General features: G+C 72.9%; 17 protein-coding genes. 10 read left to right on the plus strand and 7 right to left on the minus strand.

The window, feature by feature from the left end; genetic code table 11:
- The first annotated feature begins 18 nt into the window (after positions 1 to 18).
- From FB476_RS13200 to FB476_RS16710, 3 genes are all read left to right on the plus strand, one after another.
- Positions 19 to 1,194, plus strand: a complete 1,176-nt coding sequence (locus tag FB476_RS13200; RefSeq protein WP_141819513.1) for a glycosyltransferase family 4 protein — start codon at positions 19 to 21, stop codon at positions 1,192 to 1,194.
- 99 nt (positions 1,195 to 1,293) lie between these two features.
- Entirely contained in the window at positions 1,294 to 3,339 is a 2,046-nt protein-coding gene (locus FB476_RS13205) for a HelD family protein (protein WP_238329702.1), read from the plus strand.
- A 66-nt stretch (positions 3,340 to 3,405) separates the two neighbouring features.
- Positions 3,406 to 4,044, plus strand: coding sequence for a hypothetical protein (locus FB476_RS16710; protein WP_202876979.1), 639 nt, complete (start codon positions 3,406 to 3,408; stop codon positions 4,042 to 4,044).
- Positions 4,045 to 4,132: 88 nt separating this feature from the next.
- Here FB476_RS16710 and FB476_RS13215 read toward each other — a convergent pair whose 3' ends face one another.
- Entirely contained in the window at positions 4,133 to 5,821 is a 1,689-nt protein-coding gene (locus tag FB476_RS13215; protein ID WP_141819515.1) for an NAD(P)/FAD-dependent oxidoreductase, read from the minus strand.
- 90 nt (positions 5,822 to 5,911) lie between these two features.
- On the opposite strand from FB476_RS13215, the gene mgrA reads away from it, so the two are divergent.
- From mgrA to FB476_RS13230, 3 genes are read left to right on the plus strand one after another with little or no spacing between them, the layout of a single operon-like run.
- A complete protein-coding gene (gene mgrA, locus FB476_RS13220; RefSeq protein ID WP_141819517.1) occupies positions 5,912 to 6,943 on the plus strand; it encodes an L-glyceraldehyde 3-phosphate reductase in 1,032 nt (343 codons plus the stop codon).
- Positions 6,940 to 7,608: an HD domain-containing protein gene (locus FB476_RS13225; protein WP_141819519.1), complete on the plus strand. Its 669-nt coding sequence runs from the start codon at positions 6,940 to 6,942 to the stop codon at positions 7,606 to 7,608. Before mgrA ends, FB476_RS13225 begins: the two co-directional genes overlap by 4 nt.
- Complete coding sequence (locus FB476_RS13230; protein WP_238329703.1) at positions 7,605 to 8,201, plus strand: DNA alkylation repair protein; 597 nt, start codon at positions 7,605 to 7,607, stop codon at positions 8,199 to 8,201. The genes FB476_RS13225 and FB476_RS13230 overlap by 4 nt, the downstream gene beginning before the upstream one ends.
- Before the next feature lie 5 nt (positions 8,202 to 8,206).
- Here FB476_RS13230 and FB476_RS13235 read toward each other — a convergent pair whose 3' ends face one another.
- On the minus strand, positions 8,207 to 8,980 hold the full coding sequence (locus FB476_RS13235; RefSeq protein WP_141819521.1) for a DUF4031 domain-containing protein: 774 nt from the start codon (positions 8,978 to 8,980) through the stop codon (positions 8,207 to 8,209).
- Positions 8,977 to 9,315: a YnfA family protein gene (locus FB476_RS13240; protein WP_141819523.1), complete on the minus strand. Its 339-nt coding sequence runs from the start codon at positions 9,313 to 9,315 to the stop codon at positions 8,977 to 8,979. Before FB476_RS13240 ends, FB476_RS13235 begins: the two co-directional genes overlap by 4 nt.
- A gap of 139 nt (positions 9,316 to 9,454) precedes the next feature.
- Here FB476_RS13240 and FB476_RS13245 point away from each other — a divergent pair, with 139 nt between their 5' ends.
- Positions 9,455 to 9,751 carry a WXG100 family type VII secretion target gene (locus FB476_RS13245; protein WP_141819525.1) on the plus strand — a complete coding sequence of 99 codons (297 nt, stop codon included), beginning with the start codon at positions 9,455 to 9,457 and terminating at the stop codon, positions 9,749 to 9,751.
- A gap of 96 nt (positions 9,752 to 9,847) precedes the next feature.
- Here the strand turns inward: FB476_RS13245 and groL are convergent, their stop codons facing one another.
- Complete coding sequence (gene groL, locus FB476_RS13250; protein ID WP_141819527.1) at positions 9,848 to 11,470, minus strand: chaperonin GroEL; 1,623 nt, start codon at positions 11,468 to 11,470, stop codon at positions 9,848 to 9,850.
- Positions 11,471 to 11,671: 201 nt separating this feature from the next.
- Positions 11,672 to 12,508 (minus strand): MBL fold metallo-hydrolase, encoded by an 837-nt coding sequence (locus FB476_RS13255; RefSeq protein ID WP_141819529.1) that lies wholly within the window; start codon positions 12,506 to 12,508, stop codon positions 11,672 to 11,674.
- A gap of 131 nt (positions 12,509 to 12,639) precedes the next feature.
- Here FB476_RS13255 and FB476_RS13260 point away from each other — a divergent pair, with 131 nt between their 5' ends.
- Both FB476_RS13260 and FB476_RS13265 read left to right on the plus strand, forming a co-directional pair.
- A complete protein-coding gene (locus FB476_RS13260; protein ID WP_141819531.1) occupies positions 12,640 to 13,086 on the plus strand; it encodes a universal stress protein in 447 nt (148 codons plus the stop codon).
- Positions 13,083 to 14,753, plus strand: a complete 1,671-nt coding sequence (locus tag FB476_RS13265) for a sodium:solute symporter family transporter (RefSeq protein WP_238329704.1) — start codon at positions 13,083 to 13,085, stop codon at positions 14,751 to 14,753. The genes FB476_RS13260 and FB476_RS13265 overlap by 4 nt, the downstream gene beginning before the upstream one ends.
- 34 nt (positions 14,754 to 14,787) lie before the next feature.
- Here FB476_RS13265 and FB476_RS13270 read toward each other — a convergent pair whose 3' ends face one another.
- Together FB476_RS13270 and FB476_RS13275 are read right to left on the minus strand one after the other, a co-directional pair.
- Positions 14,788 to 16,455: a formate--tetrahydrofolate ligase gene (locus tag FB476_RS13270; RefSeq protein WP_141819533.1), complete on the minus strand. Its 1,668-nt coding sequence runs from the start codon at positions 16,453 to 16,455 to the stop codon at positions 14,788 to 14,790.
- Between the two features lie 176 nt (positions 16,456 to 16,631).
- Positions 16,632 to 16,919, minus strand: coding sequence for a DUF3263 domain-containing protein (locus FB476_RS13275; RefSeq protein WP_141819535.1), 288 nt, complete (start codon positions 16,917 to 16,919; stop codon positions 16,632 to 16,634).
- Positions 16,920 to 17,035: 116 nt separating this feature from the next.
- On the opposite strand from FB476_RS13275, the gene FB476_RS13280 reads away from it, so the two are divergent.
- Positions 17,036 to 17,710, plus strand: coding sequence for a uracil-DNA glycosylase (locus FB476_RS13280; protein ID WP_141819537.1), 675 nt, complete (start codon positions 17,036 to 17,038; stop codon positions 17,708 to 17,710).
- The last annotated feature ends 16 nt before the right edge of the window (positions 17,711 to 17,726 follow it).

The raw sequence follows: 17,726 nt of genomic DNA on the forward strand, positions 1-17,726 counted from the left end.
GCCGGCCGGCCTCCGCCCGTGCGCGTCGCGCTCTTCACCGAGGTCTTCCTGCCCAAGGTCGACGGCGTGGTCACCCGGGTGACCCGCACCCTCGACCAGCTGGCCGAGCTGGGGCACGAGGCCCTCGTCTTCGCACCGGGGGACCCTCCGGAGCGCTACGGCCCGCACCGCGTGGTGCGCGTCCGGTCGGTCTCCTTCCGGCCGTGGTACCCCGAGATCATGGTGGGCCTGCCCACCCCGCGGATCGCCCGGGAGATGCAGGCATTCCGCCCCGACGTGGTCCACGCCGTCAACCCGGTGTGGCTCGCCGCCTACGGCGTGCTGTCGGCCCGGCGCCGCAACCTGCCGCTGCTGGCCAGCTTCCACACCGACGTGCCGTCCTACACGACCGCCATCGGCGGTGGGCTCCAGGTGCTGCGGCGGCCGGTCCAGGGGTGGACGACCGGGCTGCACAACCTGGCCGAGGTCAACCTGTGCACGTCCGGGCAGATGGTCGACCGGGCCCGCGCCGTCGGCATCCGCGAGGTCGACCTGTGGCCGAAGGCGGTCGACACCACCGCCTACCACCCCGGCGCCGGCACGGCCGAGATGCGCGACCGCCTCACCGACGGTCATCCCGAGGCACCCCTCGTCCTCTACGTCGGTCGCCTGTCGCGGGAGAAGGACCTCGACCAGCTGCTCGAGCCGATCCGTCGGCTCGCCCCGCGCGGCGTGCGACTGGCCCTGGTCGGCTCGGGCCCCGGGCGCGAGGAGCTCGAGCGGGCCTTCGCCGGGACGCCGACGGTCTTCGCCGGCTACCTCGGCGGCGCCGACCTGGCTGCCGCCTACGCGAGCGCGGACGTCTTCGCCTTCCCCTCCACCACCGAGACCCTGGGCCTCGTGGCCCTGGAGTCGATGGCCAGCGGCGTCCCCGTCGTCGGGGCCGACGCGGGCGGCATCCCCTTCGTCGTCGACGACGGCCGCACCGGCTTCCTCGTGCCGCCGGGCGACGCCGACGTCCTCACCGAGCGGCTCGGACGACTGCTCGACGACGCCGGGCTGCGCGGCCGGATGGGCCGGGCGGCTCGTGAGGACGCCCTGAGCCACTCCTGGCGCGCGGCCACCGAGGCCCTGGTCGGCTTCTACGAGCTGGCGGTCGAGCGCCACGCCGGCCGCTCCCCGCTCCCCCGGCCGCTGCGCGCCCGGCGCCCCTGACCCCCGGCCCGCTCCCTCGGGCCGGCCGGGGGGGCTGCGAGGGCACGGCATACCGGTGTAGCCTCGCTCCTCCCCCACCCCCGGACCCGGAGTTCCGTCGTGCCCGCCGAGCCCTCCCGACAGTCCGCCTCCACCACCCCAGACGCCGAGCTCGCCGCCGAGCAGGCCCACCTCGACCGTGCCCGTGCCGAGCTGGCCCGGATGCGCGAGCACACCCTCTCGCTGCAGGCCGACGGCGGCGACGCCATCGCCGGCGAGTCGCTGGCCCGCACCCTGTGGCTGCGCGCCCGGGCGCTCCAGGACGACCCGCGCACCACGCTCTTCTTCGGCCGCCTCGACACCGACACCCCCGAGCGGCTCTACATCGGCCGCCGCCACGTCAGCGACGACGCGGGCGACCCCGTCGTCATCGACTGGCGCGCCGGAGTCTCGACCGCCTTCTACCGGGCCGGCCCCGCCGAGCCGATGGGCGTGCTGCGCCGACGACGCTTCGGGGTCGAGGCCGGGCGGCTCACCGCCTACGAGGACGAGCTGCTCGAGGCCGGCGGGTCCGGCACGAGCGGCGAGAGCGGCGGCGAGATTCTCGCCCGCGAGATCGAACGCCCCCGCATCGGACCCATGCGCGACATCGTCGCGACGATCCAGCCCGAGCAGGACGAGATCGTCCGCGCCGACGTCGCCACCACCATCTGCGTGCAGGGCGCGCCCGGCACCGGCAAGACCGCGGTCGGCCTGCACCGGGCGGCCTGGCTGCTCTACGCCTTCCGCGAGCGCCTCTCCCGCACCGGTGTCCTCGTGGTCGGTCCCAACCGCGCCTTCCTCGAGCACGTCGGCGCGGTCCTGCCGTCGCTGGGCGAGGTCAGCGTGCGGCACGCGACGCTCGAGGAGCTGCTCGGCAGCGTGCCCGTGCGCGCCCAGGACGACCCCCACGTCGCCCGGCTCAAGGGCGAGGCCCGGATGGCCGAGGTGCTCGAGAGGGTGGTCTGGTCGCACGTCCGCCCCGCCACCGAGCCGCTGGTCGTCCCGCGCGGCGCCCACCGCTGGCGGGTGCCCGCCTACGCCGTGCAGGACATCCTCGACGAGCTGCGCTCCCGCGGGGTCCGGTATGCCGCAGCCCGGGCGATGCTCGCCCAGCGGCTCGCGCACGCCGTCCTCGTCGTTATGGAGAGCGCCGGCGACTCCCCCGACGACCGGGTCCAGGACGCCGTGGCGCGCTCGGCACCGGTGCGGGCCTACGTGAAGAGCGTCTGGCCCGAGCTGACGCCCGCGGCGATGGTCGCCTCGCTGCTCTCGACCGGGGAGGGGTTGGAGGAGGACCAGCGGGCGATGGTCTGGGACCGACCCCGCACCCCCCGGACCGCCCGGTGGACGACGGCCGATCTGGCGCTGCTGGACGAGGCGGCCGACCTGATCGAGCGCACCCCGAGCCTGGGCCACGTCGTGCTCGACGAGGCCCAGGACCTCTCCCCGATGCAGCTGCGCGCGGTGGGGCGCCGGGCCGCGACCGGCTCCCTCACCGTGCTCGGCGACATCGCCCAGGGCACCACCCCGTGGTCGACGGGCTCCTGGGAGGAGTCGCTGCAGCATCTCGGCAAGCCGCTCGGCCGGGAGGAGGTCCACCTCGAGGTGCTCGACCGCGGCTTCCGCGTGCCCGCCTCGGTCATCGACTACGCCGCCCGCCTGCTCCCCGAGATGGCGCCCGGGCTCGGCGCCCCCCGCTCTGTGCGCTCCCACCCGGGCCGCCTCGAGGTGACCCGGGTGCAGGACCCGGTCCCGGGCACCGTGGACGCAGCCCGCGAGCTGTCGGCCCTGGAGGGCTCGCTCGGGGTGATCGTGCCCGACGCCTGGGTCGGGCGGGTCGGCGCGGCCCTGGCCGCGGCCGGCGTCGAGCACGAGGTGCTCGACGGCTCGCACGCCGAGGAGCGCATCCTGCCCGTCCACCTCGTGCCGGCCACGGTGGCCAAGGGCCTGGAGTTCGACCAGGTCGTCGTGACCGAGCCCGCCGCGATCGCCGCGGCCGAGCCGGATCGTCGCACGGGCCTGCGCCGCCTCTACGTCGTCCTGACGCGAGCGGTCAGCGGCCTCACCGTCGTCCACGCCGACGACCTGCCCGGACCGCTCGCCGGGGCGGGGAAGACCGGGTAGCAGGGCCGGAGGGCACGGCATACCGTGGGACCACGGACCGCCCGACCCCACCGAACAGGAGCGACCATGCACCCCACGCACGTCCCGCTGCGCCTCGCGACCGGCGCCTACATCGTCAACTCCGGGATCAAAAAGCTCAAGGCCGACGACGAGGCCGCCGAGCAGGCGCACGGGTGGGCCTCCAGCGTCTACCCGGTCTTCAAGGACATGAAGGCCAAGGACTTCATGAAGCTCCTGGGCGTCGGCGAGATCGGCGTGGGCGCCCTCCTCCTCCTGCCGACCGTGCCCTCCGCCGTCGCCGGCGCGGCGCTGACCGCCTTCGGCGCCGGCCTCACCGGCATGTACCTCAACACCCCGGGCATGACGGAGTCCGACGGCATCCGTCCGACCTCCGACGGCGCGGGCCTGGCCAAGGACGTGTGGCTGGTCGGCGCGGGCCTGACGCTCGCGAGCCAGTCCTTCCTCTCGGGCACCAGGCACGCCGCGAAGGCCGTGGCCGGCGGGGTCACCGGTGCGGCGGCCTCGGTGGCGGGCGGGGTCACCGGTGCCGCCACCTCCGTCGCCTCGGGCGTGACCGGCAAGGTCGGCTCGGCCTCCCACTCGGCCGGCGACGGCGTGCGCGGTCTGCTCGAGGGCGCCCACCACGCCCGCGAGGAGCTGGCCGACGCCCTGGCCGACCTGGCCGAGAGCGTCATCAAGCGCTGACAGCGGAGCGCGCCCTACCGCGCCCGCCGGGGCCGCGTCCACCACGGACGCGGCCCCGTTGCCGTGCTCCCGTCGTGGAGGACGGGGCTCACCCGTGGGGCGTGCTCAGGTGGACGTGCACCTCGGAGACCACGACCGAGCCCTCGCCCACGGCGGAGGCGACCCGCTTGACCGAGCCGGCCCGCACGTCGCCCACCGCGAAGAGGCCCGGCACCGAGGTCTCGTGCGGGTGCAGGGCGGGACCGGCCGGGTCCTGCGCCACGTCGGTGCCGGTGAGCACGAAGCCGCGCTCGTCGCGGCGCACGTCCTCGGGCAGCCAGTCGGTGTGCGGCTCGGCCCCGATCATGACGAAGAGGCCGTCGACGTCGAGGTCGGTGGTGCTGCCGTCCTCGCGCGAGGTCAGCGTCAGGCTCTCCAGCCGACCGTCGCCCCGGGCCCCGGTGACGTCGCTGGCGAGGTGGACCATGATCACGGGCTCGCCGGCGATCGCGTCGACGAGGTAGGCCGACATGGTCTCCCCCAGCGACGCTCCCCGGACCACCAGGTGGACCTCGCGGCAGTAGCGCGCCAGCTGGAGCACGGCCTGGCCGGCGGAGTTGCCGCCACCGGTGACCGCCGCCGACAGCCCGGCGAGCGCGTGGGCGGCCGAGACGCTGGCGCCGTAGTAGACCCCCTTGCCGGTGAAGGCCTCGACGCTGGGCACCCCGAGCCGGCGGTAGGCGACCCCGCAGGCCAGCACGACGGCGCGGGCGGTGACGGTGCCCTGGCCGGAGATCGTGGCCCGGAAGTGGTCCTCGACGTTCTCCAGCGACTCGACCTCCCGGGTGAGCACGAACTGCGCACCGAAGACCCACGCCTGCTGGTAGCCGCGCTGCGCCAGCTCCGAGCCGCTCAGGCCGCGGGAGAAGCCCAGGTAGTTGCGGATGAGCGCGCTGGTGCCGGCCTGCCCGCCGATCGCCTCTCGCTCGACGACGAGCGTGGACAGACCCTCGGAGGCGCCGTAGACCGCAGCCGCCAGCCCGGACGGGCCGGCGCCGATGACGAGCAGGTCGAAGGCGCGCTCGCCGTCGAGCTCGGTCGGGATGCCCCAGGCGCTGAGCACGTCCTTGTCGGTGGGGTCGACCAGCACGGGGGCGCCGATCGCGGGCATCCACACCACGACCTCGAAGTCACCGTCCGGCTGGGCCGCCTCCAGGACGTCCTGCCCCTGCGGCGAGCTGCGGTCGCGGAAGGCGTAGGGGATCCGGTTGCGCTGCAGCAGGTTGCTCACCTCGAAGGCGCGCCCGGAGTGCGGGTCCGCGACGACGACGACCTCGCGCTTGTTGCGCGGGTCCGCCCGGGACCAGTCCTGGACGATCTCGGCGATCGTGCGGTGGAAGAGCTCGTCCCCCTCCGACCACGGGCGCAGCACGTAGGAATGCAGGTCGCCCACCGCGGTCCCGCGCAGGATGGTCCGCGCGACGTCGGGGTCGGCCCAGGCGCCCCAGTCGACCAGCAGGCCGCGACGCGCCTCCGGATGGGCCGTCCGGGCCAGCGCGAGCAGGTCGTCGCGCTCCTGCGCGGGGATCCGGTCGTCGACCAGCAGCAGCGCCACGCGCTCGCCGCGGTCGGCGGCCCCTTCGAGCTGACGACGGGCGTCGGCCACCGACGCCTCGCCACGCACCCGGTAGCTGCCCGCGAAGCTGCGCGCGAGCTCGGTCTCGGTCCGACCGAGGCGGCGCGCGTCGGTCTCGACGGCGAGCAGCAGCGGGCGGACGCCCCATTCGTCCACGGCCATGCTCGCAGCGTAGGGGCGCGCGGCCCGTGCGCGCCATACCCCGACCGCCCGGATGCCCGCAGGCTTCGGCGGTGGGCCAGACTGGCAGGTATGACGTACACGCCCAGCCCCGAGCGCTACGAGTCCATGCACTACCGGAGGGTCGGTCGTTCCGGCCTCAAGCTGCCGGCCATCAGCCTGGGCCTGTGGCACAACTTCGGCGACGACGTCAGCTTCGAGCGCCAGGAGGCGGTGCTGCGCCGTGCCTTCGACCTCGGGATCACGCACTTCGACCTGGCCAACAACTACGGCCCGCCCTACGGCTCGGCCGAGGAGAACTTCGGCCGTCACCTGCGCCGCTCCTTCGCCGGGCTGCGCGACGAGCTGGTCATCTCCAGCAAGGCCGGCTGGGACATGTGGCCGGGCCCCTACGGGCAGATCGGCGGCTCCCGCAAGTATCTCGTCGCCAGCCTCGACCAGTCGCTGCGCCGCATGGGCCTCGACTACGTCGACATCTTCTACCACCACCGTCCGGACCCGGAGACGCCGCTCGAGGAGACGATGGGCGCCCTCGACGCCATCGTCCGCTCCGGCAAGGCGCTCTACGTCGGGATCTCCTCCTACTCGGCCGAGGACGCCCGACGGGCCGCCGCGATCCTCGCCGACCTGGGCACCCCCCTGCTCATCCACCAGCCGTCCTACTCGATGCTCAACCGGTGGATCGAGCACGACCAGCTGCTCGACACCCTCGACGAGGTGGGCGCCGGCTGCATCGCCTTCACGCCGCTCGCCCAGGGCCTGCTGACCGACAAGTACCTCCACGGCGTCCCCGAGGGCTCGCGCGCCACCCAGGGCAAGAGCCTGTCGACCACGATGCTGTCGGAGGAGACGCTCACCCACCTGCGGGCGCTGAACGAGATCGCCGCGAGCCGCGGGCAGACGCTGGCCCAGCTCGCGCTCGCCTGGGCGCTGCGCGACGAGCGGATGACCTCCGTGCTCGTGGGCGCCAGCCGCCCCGAGCAGCTGGAGCAGAACGTCGGCGCGCTCGACCGCGTCTCGTTCACCGCCGACGAGCTCGCGCTCGTCGACCAGCACGCCCGCGACGCCGGCGTCGACCTCTGGCAGGACGCCCGGCTCGGATGACCGAGGCGCTCCTCGACCGCTGGCTGGCCGACGCGGAGCTGCTCGCCCCGCGCGCCGGCCGCGACCGCTGGCTGCGGGAGGGCTCGCTGCTGCTGCGCGGCTGGGGCGAACCGCACCGCGGCTACCACACGGTCGAGCACCTCGCCGAGATGCTGGCCGCGCTCGACGAGCTCGAGGCGGCGGGCGCGCTGGGCGTGGGTGAGGCGCTGCTGGCCCGGGCGGTCGCGTGGTTCCACGACCTGCACTACGACCCCCGGGCCGCCCCGGGCAGCAACGAGCACCGCAGCGCGACCATGGCCCGCGACCACCTGCACTCCCTCGGCGTCGACGACGCGCTCGTCGACGCCGTGGAGGCCGGCGTGCTCCTGACGGAGGCGCACCGGGTCGAGGCGGGCGCACGGCATACCCCGATGCTGGAGGCGGTGCACGACGCCGACCTGTGGATCCTCTCCGCCCCCCAGGAGAGGTATGCCGCCTACCGCGCCCAGGTGCGCCGCGAGTACGCCCACGTGCCCGACGACGCCTTCCGCGTCGGCCGGGCGCAGGTGCTCGCCGGCTTCGCCGGGCGCGAGCGCATCTACCGGACCGACCACGCGCACGCCGCCTGGACGGAGCGCGCCCGTCGCAACCTCGCCGCCGAGCTCGCCGACCTGGGGCGGCCGTGAGCGCTCCGGACGCCGTCCTCGTCGCGCAGGTCCGCGAGGCGCTGGCCGCCGCGGGCGACCCGGAGCGCGCCACCTGGGAGGCGACGGTGCGCGAGCTCTGGGACGGCGCCACCCACCGCGAGGAGCGCTATGCCGCGACCACCCTCGCCGAGCACCGGTGCGCCCGGGAGTGGCAGGACCCCGAGGTCCTCGGGCTCTACCGCCACCTGGTCGTCACGGGCGCCTGGTGGGACCACGTCGACCGGATCGCCAGCCACCTCGTCGGGGGCGTGCTGGCGGGGCACCGCGAGGCCGTCACCCCCGTGATGGACGCCTGGGCGGTCGACGACGACCTGTGGCTGCGGCGCACCGCGATCCTGAGCCAGCTCGGCCACAAGGAGGACACCGACACCGCGCTGCTGCGGCGGTGCGTGCTCGCCAACCTGGAGGGCTCCCGCTTCGGGTCGGAGTTCTTCGTCCGGAAGGCGGTCGGGTGGGCGCTGCGGCAGCACGCCCGCACCGACCCGGAGTGGGTGCTCGCGCTCGTCGACGAGCTGGGCGACCGGCTCAGCGGGCTGAGCCGGCGCGAGGCCCTCAAGCACCTGGGCGGCTGAGCCGCTCAGCGGCGCGCCCACCACCAGTCGACCAGCGGCCACCACGGCTCGTCGCCGCAGAGCCGCTCGGCCAGCCGACGCCCCGCCCAGCGCGCCTCGACGACGTCGTCCAGCAGCGGCCGGACGTCCGCCCGCCCCGTCAGCTCGGCGGCCATCACCGCGAGCACGTTGACGCCCTCGGCCCAGCTGCCCCGGGCGTGTCCGGCCGCGACCGTGATCCGCTCGTAGCCCACGGGGGCCAGCCCGTGCGTCCCCACCCGCAGCCCGGTCTCCTCCTGGAGCTCGCGCACCGCGGCCTGCCGCACCGTCTCGTGCGGTTCCCGCTTTCCGCCGGGCGGGGCCCAGCCCTCGCGCGAGGCGCTGCGGACCAGCACCATCTCCCCGGTGTCCCGGGCCGCCACGAGCACGACGGCCGCGGACGCTGCGGGCGGCGGCTCGTGCGGCGAGGCAACCACCTCCAGCAGGTGCGGCAGGCCGAGCCAGGCGAGCCCGTCCCGGTGCCGGGCGAGGGGATGCTCGCCGCGGCGCTTGCGGAAGCGCAGACCCGAGCCCTCCAGCCGGCGGACGAGGTCCGCCCCGGTGGTGGGCCGGGCGCCCGCGGCGAGGACCGCGTCCCGGCGTTCCTCGGGGACGTCGTAGTGGTCGCCCTCGAAGGACCGCGGCGGGATGCCCGCGCGTCGGGCGAAGGCGTGCAGCTCCTCCAGCGAGACGTCGCTGATGACGTGGCACCACAGCCGGCCGTGCGCCGGCCAGATCGGGGTGTCGACCCAGATCGTCATGCGCCGACCGAGCGGGGGGCGTACATGATGAGCGCGACGCCGACCAGGCACACGAGCGCGCCCGCCACGTCCCAGCGGTCGGGCCGGAAGCCGTCGACGACCATGCCCCAGAGCAGCGACCCGACGATGAAGACGCCGCCGTAGGCCGCCAGCACGCGGCCGAAGTGCGCGTCGGGCTGGAAGGCCGCGACCACGCCGTAGAGGCCGAGGCAGATCACCCCGAGGCCGACGAGGATCCACCCGCGGTGCTCCTTGATGCCCTGCCAGACGAGCCAGGCGCCGCCGATCTCGAGCACGGCGGCCAGGGCGAAGAGCAGGATCGAGCGGCCGGTCATGGGCACGAGCGTATGCGGTGCGCCGGCTGCGGGCGGCCTGTGGACAACTCCTGCGCGGCCCGGGACCGGCCGCCTAGCGTCGGGGCACGGGCGGTGGCGCCGTGCCGCCGCCCGCCACCGCACACGGGAGGAACGGTCCATGAGCAACCACTTCGCGGTCGACACCGCACGCCTGGCCGCGGCGTCGGGCGACGTCGAGCGCATCGCCGGCACGATCGACTCGGAGGTGCGGGCGATGATGGCCTCGCTCGTGGCCCTCCAGGACTGCTGGCAGGGATCGGCGTCGGCGCGCTTCCAGGCCGTCGTGCAGGACTGGCGCGCGACCGAGGAGCGGGTGACGGCGTCGCTGCAGCAGATCTCCTCGACGCTGCGGATGTCCGGCCAGGACTACGAGCAGGTGGAGCAGGCCAACCGGATGCGGTTCACCGCCGGCTGACGGGAACGCCGACGGGGCGGCCCCTCCAGCTGGAGGGACCGCCCCGTCGTGCCGTGGACCACCCGCGCGTGGCGGGCGAGCTCGGATCCGGATGGATCAGAAGTCCATGCCACCCATGGCGCCGTCACCGGCCGGCATCGCCGGGGTCTTCTCCGGCTTGTCGGCGATGACCGCCTCGGTGGTCAGGAACAGGGCCGCGATGGAGGCGGCGTTCTGCAGCGCGGAACGGGTCACCTTCACCGGGTCGGCGACGCCGAAGCCCAGCATGTCGCCGTACTCGCCGGTGGCCGCGTTGAGGCCGTGGCCCGGGGTCAGGTTGCGCACCTTCTCCGCCACGACGCCGCCCTCGAGACCGGCGTTGACCGCGATCTGCTTGAGCGGGGCCTCGATGGCCACCTTGACGATGTTGGCGCCGGTCGCCTCGTCGCCGGAGAGCGAGAGCTTCTCGAAGGCGGTGGACGCCTGGATGAGCGCGACGCCACCACCGGCGACGATGCCCTCCTCGACCGCGGCCTTGGCGTTGCGGACGGCGTCCTCGATGCGGTGCTTGCGCTCCTTGAGCTCGACCTCGGTCGCCGCGCCGGCCTTGATGACCGCCACGCCACCGGCCAGCTTGGCCAGGCGCTCCTGCAGCTTCTCGCGGTCGTAGTCGGAGTCGCTGTTGTCGATCTCGGCACGGATCTGGGCCACGCGACCGGCGATCTGGTCGGCGTCGCCGCCGCCCTCGACGATGGTGGTCTCGTCCTTGGTGACGACGACCTTGCGGGCGGTGCCCAGCAGGTCGAGCTCGGCGGTCTCGAGCTTGAGGCCGACCTCCTCGGAGATGACCTGGCCACCGGTGAGGATGGCGATGTCACCGAGCATGGCCTTGCGGCGGTCGCCGAAGCCCGGCGCCTTGACGGCCACGGACTTGAAGTTGCCGCGGATCTTGTTCACGACCAGGGTCGCCAGGGCCTCGCCCTCGACGTCCTCGGCGATGATCGCCAGCGGCTTGCCGGACTGCATGACCTTCTCGAGCAGCGGCAGCAGGTCCTTGACCGAGGAGATCTTGGAGTTGACGACGAGGACGTAGGGGTCCTCGAGCACGGCCTCCATGCGCTCGGTGTCGGTGACGAAGTAGGGGCTGATGTAGCCCTTGTCGAAGCGCATGCCCTCGGTGAGCTCGAGCTCCAGGCCGAAGGTGTTGGACTCCTCGACGGTGATGACACCCTCGTTGCCGACCTTGTCCATGGCCTCGGCGATCATCTCGCCGATCTCGGTGTCGGCCGCGGAGATGGACGCGGACTGCGCGATCTGCTCCTTGGTCTCGACCTCCTTGGCCATGCTCAGCAGCTCGTCGTTGACGGCCTTCACGGCGACCTCGATGCCGCGCTTGAGGGCCATCGGGTTGGCGCCGGCCGCGACGTTGCGCAGACCCTCGCGCACCATCGCCTGGGCGATGACGGTCGCGGTGGTGGTGCCGTCACCGGCGACGTCGTCGGTCTTCTTGGCGACCTCCTTGACCAGCTCGGCGCCGATCTTCTCGTAGGGGTCCTCGAGCTCGATCTCCTTGGCGATGCTCACACCATCGTTGGTGATGGTGGGGGCGCCCCACTTCTTCTCGAGCACGACGTTGCGGCCCTTGGGGCCGAGGGTCACCTTGACCGCGTCGGCGAGGGTGTTCATACCCCGCTCGAGGCCGCGGCGGGCCTCCTCGTCGAAAGCAATGGTCTTGGCCATCGTGGTTTTTCCTCCACACGTGATGGGCGGTCGACCGGGCTGTCGCCCGCGACGGACGAGCCGCGCTCGGAGGCTCAGGTCGCCCCGTCGCACGGCCCTCGACAGGGCCGGTCAGGTGTTATCACTCTCGTGGCGAGAGTGCTAGGTCCATGATTAGCACTCGACCCCTCCGAGTGCAAATGGCGCGGCCGCGCGTCGGGCTCAGGGCCGGAGCTCGAGCGCCCGCAGGCTGGCGTCGCGCAGCGTCTGGTCCTCCAGGCCCAGCCCACGGCAGGCGCTGACGAGAGCGTCGACCCCCGCGAGCCCCCCGTCGAGCACCTCGGTGAAGCGCTCGGCCATCTGGGTCAGCTGGGCGCACTGGGCCTCGACGAAGGCGCGGTCGACGACCCTGCCGTGCCCGGGGACCCAGAGGTCGCACAGCTCGGCGGCGGGCCTGGCCAGCAGCGTGCGCAAGGTGGCGGCCCACTCCAGGGGGTAGGAGTCCTCCATCGCCGGGTCCGCGCCCTCCTCGACGAGGTCGCCGGCGAAGACGACGTGCGCGTCGGGCACGGCCACGGCCAGGTCGTGGTCGGTGTGCCCCCGGCCCGACCAGAGGAGCTCGACGGTGCGTCCGCCGAGGTCCAGGACGGTGTCCTCCTCGACGAGGTAGAAGGGCGGGACGAGCTCGGTCTCCTCCATCATCCGGGCCATCTCCTCCCGGTCGGTGGCGCGGAGGTGCTCGACCACCTGCTCGCGCTGGTGCTCCCCCGTCCGCAGCAGGTCGTCGACCAGGCCGACGTGCGCGTAGATCTGCGAGTCGCGGAAGGCGGAGTTGCCGAAGCAGTGGTCGTAGTGGGCGTGGGTGTTGACGACCACGATCTCGAGGTCGGTGATCTCGCGCACCGCGGCGAGCAGCTCCAGGCCGTGCTCGTGATAGCTGCGGGTGTCGATGACCAGCGCCCGCTCCTGCCCCACGACGAGGCCGCAGTTGAGCTTGAGCTCCTCGTGGCGTCGCACGAACACTCCGGGCGCGACGCTGCGCCAGGTCACCTCCGCCATGCCGGCCAGTCTACGGGCCCCGGCCGGGCCGCCGGGCCACCCGCGGGGCCGCGACGTGCCGGTTCGGGTGGAACGGCCCGGGGGGCGTCGTTACGTTGCCAGGCACCTCCTCCACCGTCGAAGGACGTCGTATGCCGTTCCCGCACCGCATCCTGCTCGCCAGCGACGGGTCACCGACCGCCCGGCTGGCGCACCACCGCACCCTCGAGCTGGCGCGCGCGACGGGGGCCGAGGTCCACGTCGTCCACGTCGCGCTCATCTCCCCCTGGACGCACCCCGTGCCCCTGAGTCCCGCGCTGCGCGAGCGCGTCGAGGACGAGGCCCGACCGGTGCTCGACTCCGTCGTCGCCTCCTTCGAGGCCGAGGGGATGCCGGTGACGCCCCACCTGAGGTCGGGGCGGGCCACCGACGAGATCCTGCGGCTGCGCGACCAGCTGGACGCCGACCTCGTCGTCCTCGGCAACCGCGGCCATAACGCCTTCTCCCGGGTCCTGCTCGGCAGCGACGCCGAGAGCGTCGTGCGGCACGCGCCCTGCGCCGTCCTCGTGGTCCGCGCCGACGAGGAGGCGGGTCGGTGACCGCGGCGGCGCTCGTGCTGCCGGCGCAGGCGGGCGGCGAGGGCGGGATGCCGAACTTCACCGTCACCGCCCTCGACCTCACGGTGATCATCGCCTACCTGCTGCTGAGCCGGATCATCCCGCTCGTGGCCAGCAGCCGGATGAAGAAGAAGGCCAAGGCGGGCGGGCACGAGAGCGACGAGTCCGAGGACTACTTCCTGGGCGGTCGCAACTTCATCTGGCCGTTCGTGGCGCTCTCGCTGGTGGCGACCAACATGTCCGGCGCGACCTTCGTCGGGCTGGCCGGCGGCGCCTACGAGCAGGGCATCTCGATCTTCGCCTACGAGTGGATGTCGGCCGTCATCCTCGTGATCTTCGTCTTCTTCATCCTGCCCTTCTACCTGCGCTCGAAGGTCTTCACGCTCCCGGAGTACCTCGAGAAGCGCTACGACCGCCGCTCCCGGATGGCGTTCGCGGGCTTCAACCTCTTCGCCAACATGTTCATCGACATGGCCGCGGCGCTCTTCGCCGGCGCGGTCATCGTCAAGGTGCTCTACCCCGGCATCCCGATGATCGTCTCGGTGGCCGCGCTCGCCCTCCTCGCCGCGATCTACACGGTGATCGGCGGCCTCGGGGCGGTCATGATCTCAGACTCGATCCAGGCCACGGTGACCCTGATCGGCGGCGTGATCGTCCTCGTCGCGACCTTCAACGCGATCGAGTCGTGGGACGCCATGACGAAGGTGGCCGGCGACGAGAAGATGAGCCTCATCCTGCCCCCGGACCACCCCGACCTCCCCTGGCCCGGCCTGATCACCGGCGTCCTCGTCATCGGCCTCTACTACTGGACCACCAACCAGCTGGTGGTGCAGCGCACGCTGGGCGCCCGCTCGCTCGACCACGGCCGGTGGGGCTCGCTCTTCGCCGGCCTCATCAAGCTGACCTTCCTCTTCCTCTTCATCCTGCCGGGCGTCATGGCGCTGAGCCTCTACCCCGAGCTCGAGGAGTCGGACACCGTCTTCCCCACGCTGGTCTTCGACCTGCTGCCCGTGGGGCTGCGCGGCCTGATCCTCGCCGCGGTCATCGCCGCGATCACCTCGACGGTGGACTCGATCCTCAACTCGGCCTCGACGATCGTGACGATGGACTTCGTCAAGACGTTCCGACCCGACACCTCCCAGCGCAAGCTCGTCTTCACCGGCCGGGTCGCCACCGTCGTCGCCCTCGTCGTGGCGATCGTGTGGGCCCCCTTCATCGGGCAGTTCGACACGCTCTACGAGTACCTGCAGTCGGTGCTGTCCTTCCTGGTCCCGCCGGTGGTCGTGGTCTTCCTCGCCGGCATCGCGTGGAAGCGGATCAGCGCCACCGCGGCCTTCACCACCCTGGTGGTCATGCAGCCGCTGGGCGTGGTGGGCTTCGTCGTCACCCAGGTGCTGCCCGAGGAGCCGACGATCCAGTTCCTCTACGCCTCGGGCATCAGCCTGGCGCTCTCGGTGCTCCTCATCGTCGTCGTCAGCCTGGTGGGTCCGTCCCCGGACGAGGAGAAGACCGACGAGTTCACCTGGAAGAACTCCTACTGGACCGCCGAGAGCAAGGAGCTCAAGAGCACGCCGGTCTGGGCCAACTACCGCTACCTGTCGATCGGGTTGCTCGCCGTCACGGCCGTCATCGTCGTGCTCTTCGCCTGACCGGCCGGGTCCGGCCGGTCAGGCCCGACGTCCGTCAGGACAGCCCGCTGATCGTCCCGTCGCCGGCGATGTCCATGCCGACGGCGGCGGGCACCTTGGGCAGCCCGGGCATGCGCAGGATGTCGCCGGTGAGCGCGACCACGAAGCCGGCCCCGGCGTTGACCACGAGCTCGCGCACGGTGATGCGGAAGCCGCGGGGCGCGCCGAGCAGCGTGGGGTCGTCGGAGAAGGAGTACTGCGTCTTGGCCATGCAGACCGGCAGCGAGCCGTGCCCGTTGGCCTCGAGGTCGGCCAGCTGGGTGCGGGCGGCCGGCGCGAGGTCGACGCCGTCGGCGCGGTAGATCTCGGTGGCGATCGTCTCGATCTTGGTCAGCAGGTCGTCCTCGGCGGAGTAGAGCGGGGTGAAGGTGCTCTCCCGGTCGCACAGCTCGACGACCGTGCGGGCCAGCTCCTCGCCACCGGCGCCGCCGTGGGCGAAGACCTCCGAGAGCGCGACCTCGACCCCCAGCTCGGCGCACCGGCGGCGCACCAGGTCGAGCTCGGCGTCGGTGTCGTCGGGGAAGCGGTTGAGGGCGACGACGGCGGGCACGCCGAACTTCGCGACGTTCTCCAGGTGCTGCTCGAGGTTGACCAGGCCCGTGCCGAGCGCCTCCAGGTCCTCCCCCGCCAGCTCCTTCTTGTCCTTGCCGCCGTTGAGCTTGAGGGCGCGGACGGTGGCCACCACGACGACGGCGTCAGGTGCGATGCCGCCGGCCGGGCAGACGATGTCGAAGAACTTCTCGGCGCCCAGGTCGGCCCCGAAGCCGGCCTCGGTCACGACGTAGTCGGCGAGCTTGAGCGCGGTCTGCGTGGCCAGGATCGAGTTGTTGCCGTGGGCGATGTTGGCGAACGGCCCGCCGTGGATGATCGCCGGCGTGTTCTCCAGGGTCTGGACCAGGTTGGGCCGGATGGCGTCCTTCATCAGGAGGGCCATCGCGCCGGGAGCCTGCAGGTCGGCGGCGGTCACCGGACGCTTGTCGTAGGTGTAGCCCACGATCATCCGGCCGAAACGCTCCTTGAGATCGTCCAGGCTGGTCGCCAGGCACAGAGCGGCCATGATCTCGCTGGCCACGGTGATCTCGAAGCCGGACTCGCGCACCACCCCGTCGCCGACCTTGCCCAGGCCGATGACGATGTTGCGCAGCGCACGGTCGTTCATGTCCATCACGCGCGGCCAGGTGATGCGCTTGGGGTTGATGCCGAGCGGGTTGCCCTGGTGGAGGCTGTTGTCGAGCAGGGCGGCGAGCAGGTTGTGCGCCGAGGTGATGGCGTGGAAGTCGCCGGTGAAGTGCAGGTTGATGTCGTCCATCGGCACCACCTGGGCGTAGCCGCCACCGGCCGCGCCGCCCTTCATCCCGAAGGACGGGCCGAGGGAGGGCTCGCGCAGGGTCGTCATCGCGCGGTGGCCGATGCGGTTGAGCGCCATGGACAGGCCGACGTTGGTGGTGGTCTTGCCCTCGCCCGCGGCCGTGGGGTTGATCGCGGTGCAGAGGATGAGCTTGCCGTCGGGGCGGTCGCGCAGCCGGTCCAGCACGTCCAGGGAGATCTTCGCCTTGGTGTGCCCGTAGGGCTCGTAGTCCTCGGTGGTCAGCCCCAGGCCCTCGGCGATCTCGCCGATCGGGCGGAGCGTGGCCTCCTGGGCGATCTCGACATCCGTCTTCACCGTGCACCGGCCTCCTTGAGCGCGCCTCGTGGGACCGACGCCGGCCCACGCAGGGCAACGTTACCCATCGCGGCGCCCGGCGACGGACGACCACCACGCCCCGGGTATGCCGTGCACCCCGGACGCAGCAACGCCCGGCGCCGTGAGGTCGCCGGGCGTCGGTGGAACCTGGGAGGTCAGACCTCGATGCCGAGGCGCCGCGCGGAGCGCGTGCGCTGGCGACGGGCGCGCTGACGGCGAAGACGCTTGATGAGCATCGGGTCGTAGGCGAGCGCGTCCTCGCTGTCGATGAGCTGGTTGAGGATCTGGTAGTAGCGGGTCGGGCTCAGGTCGAAGAGGTCCTTGACGGCCTGCTCCTTGGACCCGGCGTACTTCCACCACTGGTGCTCGAAGTCGAGGATCTGACGGTCGCGCTCTGACAGGGAGGTCGACTCGTCGACATGCACCCGCGGCGCCGCACCCATCGATCGTCCTCTCGCTCGTCCCTGCAACCTGACCGGAAGTCTACGGCACGGGAACTACAGGCGTGTCATTTCCGGTCGAGCGAGTCGCCGCGTCGTGCACGACATACCCTCGTGCCGTGCCCGCCCCGCTCCGCACCCTGGTCCACCCGACCTGGGCCGACGCCCTCGCGCCGGCCGAGGAGACCGTCGCCCGGCTCGGCGAGTTCCTGCGCGAGGAGCTGGCGTCGGGGCGGGGCTACCTCCCGGCGGGCGAGCACGTGCTGCGCGCCTTCGAGCGACCCCTCGACGAGGTGCGGGTGCTGATCGTCGGGCAGGACCCCTATCCGACGCCCGGGCACGCGGTGGGCCTGAGCTTCTCGGTGGCGCCCGACGTGCGCCCGGTCCCACGGAGCCTGCAGAACATCTTCGCCGAGCTCGAGGCCGACCTCGGCTGCCCGCCGCCGCCCCACGGCGACCTGACGCCGTGGACCGAGCGCGGCGTCCTGCTCCTCAACCGCGTGCTCACCGTGCGGCCGGGTGCCCCCGCCAGCCACCGGGGCAAGGGCTGGGAGCAGGTGACCGAGCTCGCGATCGAGGCGCTGGTGCGCCGCGGCGGGCCGCTCGTCGCGATCCTCTGGGGCCGAGACGCCCGCAACCTGGCACCACGGCTCGGTGACGTGCCGCGGGTCGAGAGCGCCCACCCCTCGCCGTTGTCGGCGCGCAACGGCTTCTTCGGCTCGCGGCCGTTCAGCCGCGCCAACGAGCTGCTGGTCCGCCAGGGCGCGGACCCGATCGACTGGAGGTTGACGTGACGCAGCAGGACCCCCG

Source organism: Ornithinimicrobium humiphilum (genome assembly GCF_006716885.1).
GTDB lineage: Bacteria > Actinomycetota > Actinomycetes > Actinomycetales > Dermatophilaceae > Ornithinicoccus > Ornithinicoccus humiphilus.